The organism is Nocardioides sp. BGA-UO-ETr-FS32 (assembly GCF_059567905.1).
On record NZ_JCAQOX010000014.1, the window covers coordinates 288746 to 304573 of the forward strand.

Annotated in this window: 20 protein-coding genes; 10 read left to right on the forward strand and 10 right to left on the reverse strand. The window is 70.6% G+C overall.

The genetic code is table 11. From position 1 onward, the window contains the following. Nucleotides 1-65 precede the first annotated feature (65 nt). Nucleotides 66-551 carry a MarR family winged helix-turn-helix transcriptional regulator gene (locus AC57BS_RS11235; protein ID WP_496411526.1) on the reverse strand — a complete coding sequence of 162 codons (486 nt, stop codon included), beginning with the start codon at nt 549-551 and terminating at the stop codon, nt 66-68. Nucleotides 552-758: 207 nt separating this feature from the next. On the opposite strand from AC57BS_RS11235, the gene AC57BS_RS11240 reads away from it, so the two are divergent. The 6 genes from AC57BS_RS11240 (at nt 759) to AC57BS_RS11265 (ending at nt 4944) form a co-directional block, all read left to right on the forward strand. Then, complete coding sequence (locus AC57BS_RS11240) at nt 759-1580, forward strand: trans-aconitate 2-methyltransferase (protein WP_496411527.1); 822 nt, start codon at nt 759-761, stop codon at nt 1578-1580. Nucleotides 1581-1642: 62 nt separating this feature from the next. Next, complete coding sequence (gene sqr, locus AC57BS_RS11245) at nt 1643-2938, forward strand: type III sulfide quinone reductase, selenoprotein subtype (protein WP_496411528.1); 1296 nt, start codon at nt 1643-1645, stop codon at nt 2936-2938. Nucleotides 2939-2940: 2 nt separating this feature from the next. After that, complete coding sequence (locus AC57BS_RS11250; protein ID WP_496411529.1) at nt 2941-3255, forward strand: TusE/DsrC/DsvC family sulfur relay protein; 315 nt, start codon at nt 2941-2943, stop codon at nt 3253-3255. A 1-nt stretch (nt 3256) separates the two neighbouring features. After that, the gene (locus tag AC57BS_RS11255) at nt 3257-3811 is read left to right on the forward strand and encodes a DsrE/DsrF/DrsH-like family protein (protein ID WP_496411530.1); all 555 of its coding nucleotides are present in this window, start codon (nt 3257-3259) and stop codon (nt 3809-3811) included. A 68-nt stretch (nt 3812-3879) separates the two neighbouring features. Beyond that, nucleotides 3880-4455 carry an ATP-binding protein gene (locus tag AC57BS_RS11260; RefSeq protein WP_496411531.1) on the forward strand — a complete coding sequence of 192 codons (576 nt, stop codon included), beginning with the start codon at nt 3880-3882 and terminating at the stop codon, nt 4453-4455. A gap of 9 nt (nt 4456-4464) precedes the next feature. Next, nucleotides 4465-4944, forward strand: a complete 480-nt coding sequence (locus tag AC57BS_RS11265) for a hotdog fold domain-containing protein (RefSeq protein WP_496411532.1) — start codon at nt 4465-4467, stop codon at nt 4942-4944. Here AC57BS_RS11265 and AC57BS_RS11270 read toward each other — a convergent pair. From AC57BS_RS11270 to AC57BS_RS11295, 6 genes are all read right to left on the reverse strand, one after another. After that, complete coding sequence (locus AC57BS_RS11270) at nt 4941-5807, reverse strand: amino acid ABC transporter permease (RefSeq protein WP_496411533.1); 867 nt, start codon at nt 5805-5807, stop codon at nt 4941-4943. The two genes, AC57BS_RS11265 and AC57BS_RS11270, sit on opposite strands and share 4 nt — an antisense overlap. Before the next feature lies 1 nt (nt 5808). Next, nucleotides 5809-6498, reverse strand: coding sequence for an amino acid ABC transporter permease (locus tag AC57BS_RS11275; protein ID WP_496411534.1), 690 nt, complete (start codon nt 6496-6498; stop codon nt 5809-5811). A gap of 78 nt (nt 6499-6576) precedes the next feature. Then, complete coding sequence (locus AC57BS_RS11280) at nt 6577-7467, reverse strand: glutamate ABC transporter substrate-binding protein (RefSeq protein ID WP_496411535.1); 891 nt, start codon at nt 7465-7467, stop codon at nt 6577-6579. 98 nt (nt 7468-7565) lie between these two features. Further along, a complete protein-coding gene (locus AC57BS_RS11285) occupies nt 7566-8342 on the reverse strand; it encodes an amino acid ABC transporter ATP-binding protein (protein WP_496411536.1) in 777 nt (258 codons plus the stop codon). Nucleotides 8343-8401: 59 nt separating this feature from the next. Beyond that, complete coding sequence (locus AC57BS_RS11290; RefSeq protein ID WP_496411537.1) at nt 8402-8899, reverse strand: 2'-5' RNA ligase family protein; 498 nt, start codon at nt 8897-8899, stop codon at nt 8402-8404. Between the two features lie 36 nt (nt 8900-8935). After that, nucleotides 8936-10177: a glycoside hydrolase family 16 protein gene (locus AC57BS_RS11295; RefSeq protein WP_496411538.1), complete on the reverse strand. Its 1242-nt coding sequence runs from the start codon at nt 10175-10177 to the stop codon at nt 8936-8938. 220 nt (nt 10178-10397) lie between these two features. On the opposite strand from AC57BS_RS11295, the gene miaB reads away from it, so the two are divergent. Beyond that, nucleotides 10398-11927, forward strand: coding sequence for a tRNA (N6-isopentenyl adenosine(37)-C2)-methylthiotransferase MiaB (miaB, locus tag AC57BS_RS11300; RefSeq protein WP_496411539.1), 1530 nt, complete (start codon nt 10398-10400; stop codon nt 11925-11927). A gap of 153 nt (nt 11928-12080) precedes the next feature. After that, nucleotides 12081-13058 (forward strand): hypothetical protein, encoded by a 978-nt coding sequence (locus tag AC57BS_RS11305; RefSeq protein WP_496411540.1) that lies wholly within the window; start codon nt 12081-12083, stop codon nt 13056-13058. A gap of 89 nt (nt 13059-13147) precedes the next feature. Here AC57BS_RS11305 and AC57BS_RS11310 read toward each other — a convergent pair whose 3' ends face one another. The 3 genes from AC57BS_RS11310 to AC57BS_RS11320 are packed head-to-tail and all read right to left on the reverse strand — an operon-like array spanning nt 13148 to nt 14208. Then, entirely contained in the window at nt 13148-13441 is a 294-nt protein-coding gene (locus tag AC57BS_RS11310; RefSeq protein ID WP_496411541.1) for a hypothetical protein, read from the reverse strand. Between the two features lie 16 nt (nt 13442-13457). Further along, nucleotides 13458-13967 (reverse strand): NUDIX domain-containing protein, encoded by a 510-nt coding sequence (locus tag AC57BS_RS11315; RefSeq protein WP_496411542.1) that lies wholly within the window; start codon nt 13965-13967, stop codon nt 13458-13460. Between the two features lie 22 nt (nt 13968-13989). Further along, complete coding sequence (locus tag AC57BS_RS11320; RefSeq protein WP_496411543.1) at nt 13990-14208, reverse strand: antitoxin; 219 nt, start codon at nt 14206-14208, stop codon at nt 13990-13992. 86 nt (nt 14209-14294) lie between these two features. On the opposite strand from AC57BS_RS11320, the gene miaA reads away from it, so the two are divergent. Next, complete coding sequence (gene miaA / locus AC57BS_RS11325) at nt 14295-15221, forward strand: tRNA (adenosine(37)-N6)-dimethylallyltransferase MiaA (protein ID WP_496411544.1); 927 nt, start codon at nt 14295-14297, stop codon at nt 15219-15221. Between the two features lie 58 nt (nt 15222-15279). Continuing rightward, nucleotides 15280-15798 carry a dihydrofolate reductase family protein gene (locus tag AC57BS_RS11330; RefSeq protein ID WP_496411545.1) on the forward strand — a complete coding sequence of 173 codons (519 nt, stop codon included), beginning with the start codon at nt 15280-15282 and terminating at the stop codon, nt 15796-15798. The last annotated feature ends 30 nt before the right edge of the window (nt 15799-15828 follow it).

A 15828-nucleotide genomic window follows, 5' to 3' on the forward strand; every position in this document is an offset into this window, starting at 1 on the left:
GCGCCGTGTGGTGACCGTGGCAGTCAGCTCACCGCCGGACTTCTGTCCGCGCGTCTCCGGCCGCTTCAGCTGAAGGGCGCGAGCAGCGAGCGCAGCAGCCCGGCGAGCCGGGTGCGCTCGGTGGCGGAGAGGTCGGCGAGCAGGTCGGCCTCCGCCGCGAGCAGCGCCTCGAAGGCTCCGTCGACGGCCGCCTTGCCGTCGGCGGTCAGCCGGACGAGGACCCCGCGCCGGTCGTGGGGGTCGGGCAGCCGCTCGACGAGGCCGCGCCCGGTCAGCCGGTCGACCCGGTTGGTCATGGTGCCGCTGGTCACGAGGGTCTCGCGCAGCAGCCGGCCGGGGGAGAGCTCGTACGGGCTCCCGGCGCGGCGCAGCGCGGCCAGCACGTCGAACTCCCACGACTCGATGCCGTGCGCGGTGAACGCGTCGCGGCGGGCGAGGTCGAGGTGGCGGGCCAGGCGGCTGATGCGGGAGAACACCTCGACGGGCGCGAGGTCGAGGTCGCCGCGCTCGCGGCCCCACGCCTCGACCAGGTCGTCCACCTCGTCACGCATGGCGGCAGTCTGCCAGATCGGTCGAGAATCTTGACATCGAGACAGTTCGAGGGGCAGTCTGGCGATATCTCGACATCAAGACATCTCTCGTCCCCTGCCCCTGATAGTCCGCTGCGAAAAGCCGCTCGTTGCCGCCGCTTCACCGGCCGAACGCAGCGGACTACCGTCCGGGGGTGTGGACCGACGACCCACGAGGAGGAGCCGAACATGAGCCACGCCTGGGACCCCGACCACTACCTCGCGTACGCCGACGAGCGCGGCCGGCCGTTCGTCGACCTGCTCGCGCGGGTGCCCGCCGAGCGCCCGCGGGTCGTCGTCGACCTCGGCTGCGGCCCCGGCAACCTCACCTCGCTCCTGGCCGAACGGTGGCCGGGCGCGACCGTCACCGGCGTCGATCGCAGTCCCGAGATGATCGCCGCGGCGCGGAAGATCGAGGGGGTCTCCTGGGAGGTCGCCGACCTGCGCGACTGGGTCCGGCCCGACCCGCTCGCGCTCCGCGCGCCCGTTGACGTGCTCGTCTCCAACGCGACCCTCCAGTGGCTCCCCGAGCACCTGCTGCTGATGCCGCGCCTGGTCGACCGCGTGGCCCCCGGCGGCTGGTTCGCCTTCCAGGTCCCCGGCAACTTCGGCGAGCCGAGCCACACCATCCGTGCCGACATCGCCGAGCGCGCGCCGTACGCCGAGCACGTCCGCGACGTGGCGGTGCCGGCCAGCCACGAGCCGGCCGACTACCTCCGCGTGCTGCTCGACCTCGGCTGCGAGGCGGACGTGTGGGAGACGACGTACCTCCACGTCCTGCTCGGCGACGACCCCGTCTTCGACTGGGTGTCCGGCACCGGGGCCCGACCCACCCTCCAGGCGCTGCCGGAGGGGCTGCGGGACGACTTCGAGACCGAGTTCCGCGAGCTGCTGAGGCAGGCCTACCCCGCCGACCCGTCCGGCCGGGTCCTGATGCCGTTCCGCCGGATCTTCGCCGTGGCCCGGAAGCCGGACGGCGGTCTCCTCGAGGACCTCGCCCGGGACGTCTGATCCCGGTCGGGACGGGACCTTGGTCCCTGTGCCGCATAAACCCCCCGGGGTATATCTGGAGCATGACCACATCACCCACCAGGCTCCTCGTCCTCGGCGGCGGCACCGCCGGGACCATGGTCGCCAACAAGGTCCACAAGGTGCTTCCGGACTGGGACGTGACGCTCGTCGATCGCGACGACGTCCACGACTACCAGCCGGGCTACCTCTTCATGCCGTTCGGGATGAACACCCCCGACCAGATCCGCCGGTCCAAGCGCCACTTCATCGACCCCGCGACCCGGATCGTGACGGGGGAGGTCGACCACGTCGACGCGGACGGTCGTCGAGTGGTGCTCCGTGACGGAGACGTCCTCGACTACGACTACCTCGTCATCGCGTCCGGCACCACGCCCCGCCCGGACCAGACGCCCGGCATGCTGGGCGAGGGCTGGCACAAGAGCGTCAACGAGTTCTACACCTTCGAGGGCTCGCTCGCGCTGCGCGACAACCTCGCCGCCTTCGACGGCGGGCGCCTGGTCGTGCACATCACCGAGCTGCCCTTCAAGTGCCCCGTCGCCCCCCTGGAGTTCACCTTCCTCGCCGACGACTGGCTGCGCCAGCACGGCCTGCGCGAGCGCACCGAGCTCGTCTTCGTGACCCCACTCGACGGCGCCTTCACCAAGCCGGTCGCCAGCCGTGAGCTGGGCCACGCGCTCGAGGAGCGCCACGTGAGCGTCGAGACCGACTTCATGGTCGAGTCCGTGGACCAGGAGGCCAAGGTGCTGCGCTCGTACGACGACCGCGAGGTGCCCTACGACCTGCTCGTGACCGTGCCGCTCAACATGGGCGCCGACTTCGTCGAGCGGTCCGGGCTGGGCGACGAGCTCAACTACGTCACCGTCGACAAGCACACCATGCAGTACCTCCCCCAGGGCGACCGTCCCGCGCACCCGGAGATCTTCGCGCTGGGCGACGCCGCCAACCTGCCCACCTCCAAGGCCGGCTCGGTGGCCCACTTCTCGGTGGAGGTCTTCGTCGACAACCTGGTCCAGCTCGCGCACGACCGGCCGATGACGCACTCCTTCGACGGGCACGCCAACTGCTTCGTGGAGTCCGGCAAGGGCAAGGCCCTGCTGCTCGACTTCAACTACGAGACCGAGCCGCTCACGGGCACGTTCCCGTTCCCGGGCGTCGGCCCGCTGCGACTGCTCAAGGAGAGCCGCTTCAACCATCTCTCCAAGCTGGCCTTCCGGCACGTCTACTGGAACGCCCTGCTCCCCGGCCGGCCGCTGGGACTGAAGCCGCAGATGACCATGGCCGGCAAGCACCCCGAAGGTCCCCCTGCCACTGCGGCAGCGTCAATGAGAGAGGAATGAGCATGCCCACCACCACCATCGCCGGGCGCACGCTCGAGGTGAACGAGGAAGGCTTCCTCGCCCACCCCGACGAGTGGACCGAGGACCTGGGTCTCGAGCTGGCCCGGTTGATCGGCATCGAGATGACCGATGCCCACTGGGCGCCCATCCGGTTCCTGCGCACCGACTTCGCGGCCATGGGTGAGACCCCGACACTGCGTCGGGTCAGCACCCAGACCGGCATCGACGTGAAGACCCTGTTCGGGCTCTTCCCCAAGAAACCCGCCAAGAAGATGGCCTACGTGGCCGGGCTGCCCAAGCCGAAGGGATGTGTGTGAGATGACCACCGACGTGACCACCCCCATGGTCGAGGACGCCCCCTTCGTCCCGTCGTTCGACGACGAGGCGGAGTCCGGCCGCAAGCTGGCCATCATCTGCTCCAAGGGCAATCTCGACATGGCCTACCCGGCTCTGATCCTGGGCAACGCAGCCCTCGGTGAGGGCATCGAGGTGCACCTGTTCTTCACCTTCTGGGGCTTCGACATGATCAACAAGAAGACCCAGGGCGACCTGCAGTTCTCCTACCTCGGCAACACCGCCATGCACCCGCCCGGGATGTTCGGCGTGCACATGCCGCAGGGGATGGCCGGTCTTCCCGGCATGACGGCGGCGACCACGAAGATGATGAAGAAGCAGATCGCCGACCTCGACGTGCCCGAGGTTCCGGAGTTCCTCGAGATGATCCACGCCTCTGGCGGCCACCTGTGGGCGTGCCGGATGAGCGCGGACATGATGAAGCTGCACGCGGAGGACCTCATCGACGAGGTCGAGGGCATCATCTCGGCCAGCGACTTCATGGAGCTCACCGACGGGGCCCAGCTGCTCTTCATCTGAGCCTGCCGACCACCTCGGGGGGTCGGAACTCGGATGCACGCGGTCGTCGGATGCGGCACCATCCCGGGATGCGCCTGCTGCTGATCATCGGACCTCCGGCCGTGGGCAAGATGACGGTCGGTCGGGCGGTCGCGGACCGCTCGACCTTCCGGCTCTTCCACAACCACCACACGATCGAGCTGCTGCTGGACGTGTTCGACTACGGCACGCCACCGTTCAAGACCCTCAACTCCGAGTTCCGCCGCCGCATCATCGAGGAGGCGGCGCAGGCCGGCACCGACCTGGTCTTCACGTTCGTCTGGGACCTCGACCTCCCCGAGGAGACCGAGTGGCTCGCGGACCTCGTGGCGCCGTACGGCGACCGGGTGGCCGTCGTCGAGCTGGTGGCAGGCCTCGACACCCGGCTGGCGCGGAACCGCACCGAGCACCGCCTGGCCGAGAAGAAGTCGAAGCGGGACCTGGAGTGGTCCGACGCCAACGTCCGGGGAATGGAGGCCGACTACCGGATGAGCTCGGTCCCCGGTCGCGACGCCCCGGGCGAGCGCCTGCTCGCCCGGTGGCCGCATCTGGTCGTCGACAACACCGACCTCCCGGCCGACGAGACGGCCGACCGGATTCTGGCGTGGCTGGTTACTCAACAGTAATATCGCCGCATGCCTGCTGTCCTCGACCTCTGGAGGAAGACCTCCGCGCTGCCCCTGGGCAACCGGATCTTCTCGCTCGCCTTCAGCCAGAAGGCGCCCTACTTCGCCACGATCCGGCCGCGCTTCACGGTGATCGAGCCCGACCACGCCGAGCTGGTGATCCCCAAGCGGCGCGGCGTGCACAACCACATCGGCACGGTGCACGCGATCGCGCTCTGCAACGGGCTGGAGGCCGCGATGGGTGCGCTCGCCGAGTCGACGATCCCGCGCGACCGGCGCTGGATCCCCAAGGGCATGGAGGTCGCCTACGCGGCCAAGGCCAGCTCCGACATCACCTGCATCGCCGAGACCGACCCCGAGCAGTGGACCGCCGAGGTCGGTGACGGCTACGACCTGCCGGTGCGCGTGCGAGGCGTACGCACCGACGGCACCGTCGTGGTCGAGGGCGAGATCCGGCTCTGGATCACCCCCAAGGCCCCTCGCGCCTAGACGGGCGGTCTCGCCGCGGCAGTCGTCTCGCCGACCATCGACACCTCGAGCACCTTCTTCTCCCCGACGAACTTGCGCTGGAGCCACATCGCGAGCGCGGTCAGCAACAGGTTGACGATGACGTAGATCGCGGTGATCACGATGATCGTCGGCACGTGGTTGGCGAAGGTCTGGTAGATCGGCTTGGCGATCCGGGTGAGCCCCAGCCCGGCGACCGCATAGCCCAGGCTGGTGTCCTTGAGCGCGACGACCATCTGGCTGATGATCGCCGGGATCATGATCTTCACGGCCTGCGGGAGCAGCACGACGGTCATGACCTGGGTCTTGCGCATGCCGATGGCGTAAGCCGCCTCGGCCTGGCCCCGCGGCACGGCGTTGATGCCGGCGCGGAAGACCTCGGCGAGCACGGCGCCGTTGTAGAGGGTGAGGGCCAGCACGACGGACCAGTAGGTCCTGCGGCTGAGCGGATCCATGCCGCCGAAGATCGCGTAGAAGCAGAAGATCATCAGCATGATGACCGGGACGGCCCGGAAGAACTCGACGACCAGCCAGCACGGCCACCGCACCCAGCTGTGCTCGGAGAGCTTGCCCACGCCGAAGAGGACACCGAAGACCACGGCGCCGATGACGGCGCTGAAGGCCATCTGGAGCGTGACCAGCAGGCCGTCGACGAGGATCGCCTCGATGTAGCGCGGCGTGAGGAACGGCTCCCACTTGTCGTACTCGAGCTGTCCGGTCGTCTGCAGGCGCCACAGCACGAAGGCGATGGCGGCGGCGAGCGCGAAGCCCGACACAATGCTGTAGGTGCGGTGGCGGGCCCGGGTCGCGGGCCCGGGGGCGTCGAAGAGGACTCCGGTGCTCATGTCAGGCCACCTTCCATCGGCGCTCGAGCATGGAGGAAACGAGCGAGACCAGCTCGACGAGGATCACGTAGCCGAGGGCGAACGCGATGAAGATGCCCCAGCGCTGGTCGGCGTAGTCGTTGGTGAAGCCCTTCATCCGGCCCACTGCCTCGATCACGCCGAAGACACCGGCCACGGAGGTGTTCTTGAGCAGGGCGATGAGCGTGCTCGCCAGCGGCGGGACCGACGCCCGGAAGGCCTGGGGCAGCACGACCTGCGACATCACTCCGGTGAACGGGAGGCCGATCGCGCGGGCGGCCTCGGCCTGGCCCAGCGGCACGGCGTTGACGCCGGCACGGATCGCCTCGCAGATGAAGGCGGCGGTGTAGAGGCTCAGCGCGGCGACCGCAGCGCTGAAGAACGACGTGAAGTCCCACTGGCCGATGGTGATGTCGACCCAGCTGAAGCGCAGCCAGTCGAAGATCTTGCCCGCGCCGAGCTGGAAGAACAGGAAGATCATCACGAGCGGGGTGTTGCGCACGAGGGTGACGTATCCGGTGCCGAAGATGCGCAGCACCGAGACCGGGCCGACCCGCATGGCGGCCAGCAGCGTGCCGAGCACCATGGAGATCACGGCTGAGACCAGGAAGAGGAAGATCGTGTAGCCGAAGGCCCTCAGCACCAGGTCGAAGTTGTCCAGGACGGCGTTCACGCCACTCCTCTCACGTGGGGGTCTCCCGCGCCGGGCCCGACGTCGATCGCCGGGCCCGGAGCGGGAGGAGGTGGTGGGTTACTCGCAGGTGTCCATCTCGGGAAGCTCGGGCACCTCGACGCCCGAGGGGCCGAGCGTGGCGTTGAACGCCTCCTCGTAGGTGCCGTCCTCGTAGGCCGCGGTGATCGTGTCGACGATCCACTGGCACATCTCGGGGTAGTCCTGGGAGTAGCCGACGCCGATGCGCTCCTCGGAGAACTCCTCGCCGACGACCTTGAGCTCGCCCTCGTTCTGCGCGGCGTAGCCCGCCAGGATGGTGCCGTCGGTCGACATCGCGGAGACGGTGCCGTCGAGCACCTTCTCCACGCACTCGGAGTAGGTGTCAAAGCCCACCGGCTTGGCGCCCTCGGCCTCGATGTTGTCCAGCGACGTCGACCCGGTGACCGAGCAGACCTCCTCGCCCTTGACGTCGGCGACGTCAGCGATGTCGCTGTCGGCGGCGACCAGCAGCTGCTGGCCGGTCACGAGGTAGGGGCCGGCCTGGCCGACGACCTGGCGGCGCTCGTCGGTGATGGAGTACGACGCCAGCACGAGGTCGACGGTGCCGTCCTCGAGGAAGGGCTCGCGGTTGTCGGAGATCGTCTCGACCCACTCGACCTCGTCCGGGTTCTCCGGGTCGAGGCCGAGGCTGGCCGCGAGGACCTTGGCCATCTCGACGTCGAAGCCCGTCGGGACGTCGGAGGCCGCGTCCTTGAAGCCGAGGCCGGGCTGGTCGTACTTCACGCCGATCTTGACCGAGCCGGCCTCGGCCAGCTCCTTCATGCGGGTGCCGTCGTCGAAGTTGTCGGCCGCGTTCTCGGTGACCTCGACCTCTGCGCCCTCGGTGTCCTCGCCGGCGTCGCCGCAGGCGGCCAGTGACAGGGCCAACCCCGCCGTGGCGATGATCGCCTTGGTCCTGATGAATCTCATCCTTGCTCTCCTTCGGTTGGCGGCCCGAGGCCGTCGGTGGGTTCCTGGGGATGGAGTGGTGCTGTCCCGAGTCCTGGAGGTGGTGCCGGTGGAGCGGGTCAGTGCTTGAGGATCTTGCCGAGGAAGTCCTTGGCACGGTCCGAGCTGGGGTTGGTGAAGAACTCCTCGGGGGTGTTCTCCTCGACGATGGCGCCGTCGGCCATGAAGACCACGCGGTCGGCGGCGGTGCGGGCGAAGCCCATCTCGTGGGTCACGACGATCATCGTCATGCCCTGCTCGGCGAGGTCGACCATGACGTCGAGCACCTCCTTGATCATCTCCGGGTCGAGCGCGGAGGTCGGCTCGTCGAAGAGCATCACCTTGGGCTCCATGGCCAGGGCGCGGGCGATGGCCACGCGCTGCTGCTGGCCGCCGGAGAGCTGGGCGGGGTACTTCTCGGCCTGGTGGCCGACGCCGACGCGCTCGAGCAGCTCGCGCGCCTTCTGCTCCGCCGCCTCCTTCTTCATCCCGCGCACCTTGATCGGGCCGAGGGTGACGTTCTCGAGGATCGTCTTGTGGGCGAAGAGGTTGAAGCTCTGGAAGACCATGCCGACCTCGGCGCGCAGTGCGGCGAGCGCCTTGCCCTCCTGCGGCAGGTTCTGGCCGTCGAGGGTGATCGTGCCCTCGTCGATGGTCTCGAGGCGGTTGATCGTGCGGCACAGGGTCGACTTGCCCGAGCCCGACGGTCCGATCACCACGACGACCTCGCCGCGGGTGACGGTGAGGTCGATGTCCTTGAGGGCGTGGAGCTGTCCGAAGTGCTTCTGCACGTCCTTCAGCACGACGAGGGGCTCGCCCCGGCCGGCGCTGACAGGTGCGGTTTCCTGCGCGGTCATAGGCGCAACCTATCGGCAGGTGGACCGTTCGGGCCATCGTGCACGGCCCGAACGGATCATCACAGTTCGCGCACGATTCCTTCGTCCGGGTCCCACCTGCGCAAGGAGGCGAGGGTCAGCACCGCGTCCTCGTGGCCGACGGCGTCCAGTGCTGCCGGCACGTCCGCCCGGGCCAGGCGCCGCGCGAGCGTGACGTGCGGGAGCCAGCCGGCGTGCTGCACCCCGGGCACGCGCGAGCGGAGGTCGAGCACCGCGCGGACCAGCTCGTCGGGCACGTCGACGAGGCGTACGAGCGAGACGCGGTTGCCCCCCAGCAGCGCGATCCCGGCCGGTCGCACCTCCACCGGCAGCAGGGGCGCGACCAGGTCGCGGGCGTGCTGCTCGTCGTCCGGGCCGACCGCCGGGGCGGCGAGGACCGTGAGGTGCGGGCTGTTGGTGGCGCCGCGGTGGTCGAGCTGGGAGGACAGTCCGGCGTCGCGCAGGGCCTGCCACTGCCGGCGTACGACGTCGCTCCCGGCCTCGTCGGGCAGCAGCTCGAGCGCGTGCATGCGGGGCATGCCGGCGAGCCTAGGCCGGGGACCCGTCGGACAGCGTCAGGACGCCTTGCGACCGCTGGTGACGCGCGAGGTCTGGTGCGAGGTGGCGTCGAAGACCCGCACCCAGTCGACCTGCGCGGTGTCGCCGAGCTCGTCCGAGGTCAGCTCGCCGAGCTCGTAGTCGGAGGTGAGGTTGGACAGGACCAGGTACTGCGGGGCCTGCGAGACGGCCTTGGCCTCGCGGTAGTACTCGCGGCCGTCGATGCGGAAGATGTACTCGCGCGGCGTCCACTCGACCGAGAAGACGTGGAACTCCTGCCACCACGAGCGCCGGGCGCCCAGCGAGCGCCGCAGGGTGGGGAACATGTCGCCGAGGCTGACCTTGTTCCAGCCGGCCTCGTAGTAGTGGACGTGCGACCCGACGGTCTCGGTGCCGCGGCCGTTCTCGCCGAAGAACTCCATCACGTCGATCTCGGTGCCGCCGGCCGGGACCCCGTCGACGTACGTCGTGCCCTGCGGGAGCAGCCAGAAGCCGGAGTGCATCCCCTTGGCGCGCTGCGGCTTGATGCGGGCGGCGACGATGCCGTGGCGGAACGAGCGGGTGTGCTCGGTCGCGACCTGGCTGTTGAGCAGGTACGGGCTGGTACCCGAGGCGCGGGGGTGGGTGTACGAGCACGGCAGGCCGGAGCGGGCGGGGTCGAGGGCCACGCCGAGGTGCAGCACGCCACCGTCGACGCGGCGGGCAGAGGGGTCGACGCGGGCGCAGGTGCGGGGGGCGTACACGCTCTCGTGCTCGCGCTTCTGGTCGTTCCACACCGAGAGGTCGAGGTCCGTGCCGGAGAAGGTGTCCTCGAAGGCGGGCGTCCAGCGCGACGTGGTCACCGTGCCGGTGGCCCAGGTGCGGCCGCGGGAGGTGGTGCTCGCGCGGTAGGTGCCGGCGCGGGGGGCGAAGGCGGCGGAGCCCCAGGCGTCCTCACGGGCGCGGTCCACGACCTTCCAGCCCTTGGCCGTGCGGCGCTCGAGGAGCACGGTCTGGCCCGGCGAGGCCGGGCTGAACGTGGCCACCAGGCTGCCGGTGTCCTGCGGGCCGGTGGGGGAGGTGCCGGGCTGCACGATCGGGGGGAGCGAGGCCAGCGTGGCGCGGACCGAGCCGGTCCGGGTCGACTGCTTGCCGCCCTTCTTGCCCGCGGCGTGGACGTCGGAGGGGAGCAACGAGAGCAACAGCACGGTAACGAACAGGCCGATCACCAACGCCGTGCGCGCGGTCGTGGATCGATCAACCTGCTGCTCGCGCTGCACTGGGGCTCCCCGGGGCCGGTGGGTGACGCCGGGCTCCCGTGGGGAAGGAGCGCTCGGTGTTACCACTCTGTGTATCTGATGTGACGATCTTGAGCAATGCTCGGCAAGGAATGTGGCAGTTCCGGACAAATGGCCCATCCGGACTACGTGCACTGGTCTGGACGTGTGGCCCGGGCGCGATGCGGTCGAGCGCCTCGCGCCGCCGTACGCTGGACCCGCTATGAGCACTGCACCGGTTGCCACCCCTGACGTCGCTGGCCCTGGCGTCGCCGCGCGTACCTACGAGGTCAAGACCCACGGGTGCCAGATGAACGTCCACGACTCCGAGCGGCTCAGCGGCCTGCTGGAGGACGCGGGCTACGTCCGCGCCGACTCCGGGGAGCAGGCCGACGTCGTCGTCTTCAACACCTGCGCGGTGCGGGAGAACGCCGACAACAAGCTCTACGGCAACCTCGGCCAGCTCGCGCCGGCGAAGGCGCAGCGGCCGGGGATGCAGATCGCCGTCGGCGGCTGCCTGGCGCAGAAGGACCGGGACACGATCACCCAGCGCGCACCCTGGGTCGACGTCGTCTTCGGCACCCACAACATCGGTTCGCTGCCGGTGCTCCTCGAGCGGGCCCGCGTCCAGCAGGAGGCCCAGGTCGAGATCCTGGAGTCGCTCTCGGTCTTCCCCTCGACCCTGCCCACCAAGCGCGAGTCGGCGTACGCCGCGTGGGTCTCCATCTCGGTCGGGTGCAACAACACGTGCACGTTCTGCATCGTCCCGGCGCTCCGCGGCAAGGAGAAGGACCGCCGCCCCGGCGATATCCTCGCCGAGGTCGAGGCGCTGGTCGCCGAGGGCGTCACCGAGATCACCCTGCTCGGCCAGAACGTCAACGCCTACGGCGTGGAGTTCGGCGACCGCCAGGCCTTCTCCAAGCTGCTGCGCGCGTGCGGGGAGGTCGAGGGCCTCGAGCGGGTGCGCTTCACCTCGCCGCACCCGGCCGAGTTCACCGACGACGTGATCGAGGCGATGGCCGAGACGCCCAACGTGATGCCCTCGCTGCACATGCCGCTGCAGTCCGGCTCCGACAAGGTGCTGCGCGACATGCGCCGGTCCTACCGCCAGTCCAAGTACCTCGGGATCATCGAGCGCGTGCGCGCCGCCATCCCCGACGCCGCGATCACCACCGACATCATCGTCGGCTTCCCCGGCGAGACCGAGGAGGACTTCCAGGCCACCCTCGACGTCGTCCGCGCCGCGCGGTTCTCGGCCGCCTTCACCTTCCAGTACTCCAAGCGCCCCGGAACGCCGGCCGCGACTCTGCCCGACCAGATCTCGCCGGAGGTCGTGAAGGACCGCTACCAGCGCCTCGTCGAGGTCGTCGAGGAGATCTCCTGGTCGGAGAACAAGGCGCTGGTCGGTCGCACCGTCGAGCTGATGGTCGCCGAGGGCGAGGGCCGCAAGGACAAGGAGACCCACCGACTGTCCGGTCGCGCGCGCGACAACCGGCTGGTGCACTTCGCCGCCGACTTCTCCGCCGTCTCCGAGGACTCGGTGCGCCCCGGTGACATGGTCACCGTCGAGATCACCTACGCCGCCCCGCACCACCTCGTCGCCGACGGCGCGATCCGGTCCGTACGCCGCACTCGCGCCGGTGACGCCTGGGAGCGGCGTACGTCCGCCCCGCCCGCGCCGACCGGGGTCGGGCTCGGCATGCCCGCGGTCGGCGTACCGGCCCCGCTGCCCCCGGCGCCCGCCTGCGGCTGACGCCCGGCGCTGGAGTCACCGGATATCCGGTGACTCCAGGAAGATCATGGAAGAACCGAGCCACCAGGTGACCCGGATCCTCCACGATCGCGTTGTCCACAGATCGTCCCGCGGGGATCGCGCGACGGCGTGCCGGCGCGTGATCGTGGAGGGGTGACCGATCTCGATCGCCTGCTCCTCGCACAGGACGGTGTTGTCTCCCGCGCCCAAGCACTGCAGGCCGGCCTGCGCCCCCACGACGTACGCCGGCTGGTGCGACATCGTGACCTCGCTCCGCTCCTCCCAGGTGTGTACGTCTCCCACACGGGCGAGCCGTCCTGGGTGCAGCGCGCGTGGGGTGCGGTGCTGGCCTGCGCGAGTCCGCGCGGTGGTGCCGGCGTCTCCCTGGGGGCGGCTCTCGCCGGAGCCTCCGCGATGCGGGCCGCTGACGGTCCGGGGCGCCCGGGCGCGGACAACGGTCCGATCCACGTGGTCGTTCCCCGCAGTCGGCGGGTGGTGGCACCGAGGGGCGTCGTGGTGACCCGCACGTTCCTCCTGCACGACCGCGTCCAGTGGAACCTCGGCCCGCCGCGACTGCGCTACGACGAGGCCGCGCTCGACGTGGCGCTCGGGAGCGTCGGCGACCTTGCGGCGGTGGGGGCGATCGCACGCGCGGCGCAGGGCCGGCACACCACGGCCGTCCGCATGCAGCGCTCGCTCGCGTCGCGCAAGCGGGTGCCTCGTCGCGACTTCCTCGAGGCCGTCCTGCGCGACGTGGCCGACGGGACGTGCTCGGTCCTGGAGCACGCCTACGTCGACCGGGTGGAGCGCCCCCACGGACTCCCTCGTGCCGATCGTCAGCGACGGGCCGGGACGGTGACCGGCATCGTCTACCGCGACGCGGTCCTCGGTGAGCGCGTCATCGAGCTCGACGGCCGGCTGTGGCACGACACCGCGGAGCAGCGGGACAAGGACTTCGAGCGGGACCTCGATGCGGCGATCGCCGGACTCGACACCGTACGCCTCACCTGGGGCCAGGTCGTCGGACGACCGTGCTCGACCGCAGCGAAGCTCTCGGTGCTGCTGGAGCGGGACGGCTGGCCCGCCGCACGACCGTGCGGCGCCGAGTGCGCGCTGGCCGTCGCAGCCTGATCGTGGAGGATCCGAGCCAGTGGGTGGCTCGGAACTTCCACGGTCTGCCCGGAGTCGCCGGATATCCGGTGACTCCAGACGAGACGTCGTCAGGCCGGCGGCTCCGGCGACCCGTCCTCGGCCTCCTGGCCGGCCTCGGGTGCCTCGTCGGTCGCGCCGGACTCCTGGTCGTCGGCCTCGCCCTCGGGCGCCTGCGACTTGTCGTCGGGCTCGGCGATCCCGCCGGGGAGGACGTCGTCGACGGCCGGGTTGTCGTCGGGGTCGAGGTCGCGGGCCAGGCCGTTGTCGGCAGGGTCCTCGGGCAGCGCGTCCACTCCACCCGGGACCAGCTGGGGCTCCTCGGCGTAGGGCTCGGGCATCGGGCTCAGCTCGTTCTCGTTCATCATTCCCCTCCCTGGGTCATTGCCGCGATCCTGCCGCGGTCGTCAGGCCCGGGCCACCCCCGGTCGGGCGGTCGTCCCAGCCGAAGGCGAGGTAGCCGACGCCCGAGGACAGGTTCGCGAGGGCGTACGCCTCGTGGGGCACCATCGGCTCCGGCAGCGCGTCGAGGCCGAACCAGCCGAGCGACGTCGCCTTCTCCGTCTCGACGATGCGCGGCTCGCCGCTCCACGACCGCGCGGTGAAGAAGAAGTCGGCCCGCTCCTCGACCGCCGGTCCGAACCGGCTGCGCTGCATCGTGAACACGAACTCCAGCGAGAGGTCGGTGATCCCGAGCTCCTCGAGCGCCTCGCGGCGCGCGGCGTCGTACGCCGTCTCGCCCGGCTCGACGTGCCCGGCGGCCGCCGCGGCCCAGTGGCCCGGCATGTAGGGCACGGGGCCGCGCTGCTGGAGGAGCACCTCGGTGCCGTCGTCGCCCGCCCGGAGCAGGTAGACGTAGGAGGCCGGGACGAGGGCGAAGCGGTCGGTCACGCGCCCAACCTAGGTGCTGGCGTCAGCGGGTCGTGCCGGGCGGGATGTCGTCGTCCTTGCCGTCGAGCTGGTCGAGCGCGTCGCGCGCCTTGCCGGTCGCCTTGTCGATCTTGTCGGCGTGCTTGCCGCCGGTCTTCTCGTTGGCGAGGGCGCCGGCCTTGTCGATGCCCTGGGCGATCTTGTCGCCGTGCTGGTCGACTGCCTCGGTGAGCTTGGCCTTCGCCTTGTCCAGGAAACTCATGCGGTCCTCCTCGCGATCAGCCGCCCACCCCGACGGGTGGTGACTCCGGCACGCTTCGAGCCTAGCCACGCTGCGACAATCGGAGCATGTCCCGTCCCAGGCCCCGACCGGTCGTCGCCCTCGTCGGAGCCACTGCGTCGGGCAAGACCGGCCTCGGCCTCGACCTCGCCGAGTGGCTCAGGGGAGAGGTGGTCAACACCGACGCGATGCAGGTCTACCGCGGCATGGACGTCGGCACCGCCAAGCTCCCCGAGGCCGAGCGGCGCGGCATCCCGCACCACCTGCTCGACCTGTTCGAGGTCACCGAGCCGGCCACGGTCGCGCTGTTCCAGGGGTGGGCGCGCGAGGCGATCGCCGACATCCGCGACCGCGACGCCACCCCGGTGCTGGTGGGCGGCTCGGCGCTCTACACCCGCGCGATCCTCGACCGCTTCGAGTTCCCCGGCACCGACGACTCGCTGCGCCGCGAGCTCGAGGCCGAGCTCGAGCGCATCGGCAGCCACGCCCTCCACGAGCGGCTCGCGGGCGTCGACCCCGAGGCCGCGGCGCAGATCCTGCCCGACAACGGGCGCCGCGTCGTACGCGCCCTCGAGGTCGTCGCGCTCACCGGCAGGCCGTTCAGCGCCAGCCTGCCGAGGCTGGAGTACGCCGACCCGTTGACCGTGCAGATCGGCGTGGACATCGACCGGCCGACGCTCGACGAGCGGATCGCGCGCCGGGTCGAGGAGATGTTCGCCGGCGGACTGGTCGAGGAGGTCGAGGCCCTGCTAACCCGCGGCCTGGCCGACGGGCGCACCGCGTCCCGCGCGATCGGCTACCGCGAGGTGATGGGCTACCTGGCCGGCGACCGCAGCCTCGCCGAGGCGATCGAGCAGACGACCGTCGCGACCCGGCGCTTCGCCCGGCGGCAGGACTCCTGGTTCCGCAAGGACCCCCGCATCGTGTGGGTCGCGCACGACGACCCCGACCGCGTGGACCGGGCGGTCGCGGCGGTCGACGCGCTCGTCCGCTGACGCCCAGAGGGCAATTCCGGTCAGGCGCGCAGCCGCCCGGCGGTGACACGCTGGCGCCATGGCGACGATCTACTACACCGGCTGCACCCTCGACGGCTTCATCGCGACCGACGACCACTCCCTCGACTGGTTGACCTCGCGCGACATCGACATGGACGGCCCGATGGCCTATCCGGTGTTCCGCGAGCAGGTCGGCGCCTGCGTCATGGGTGCCACGACCTGGCAGTGGATCCTCGACCACGACGACGAGCCGTGGGGAACGCTGCCGACCTGGGTGCTCACGCACCGCACCTTCCCCGAGGCCCCGCCCAGCGTGCGGTTCGACCGCGACGACGTACGCCGGGTGCACGCCGAGATGACCGAGGTGGCCGACGGCAAGGACCTCTGGGTCGTCGGCGGCGGCGACCTGGCCGGACAGCTCCACGACGCCGGGCTCCTGGACGAGGTGTGGGTGCAGTACGCCCCGGTCACCATCGGCGGTGGCGCTCCCGTCCTGCCGCGCCACGTCGAGCTGCGCCTCGAGGAGGTCTCCCGCAACCGCGACTTCATGTGCGGGCGCTACTCCGTGGTCCGCTGACTCCTCCGGGAGGGCGTGGACAACGCCCGC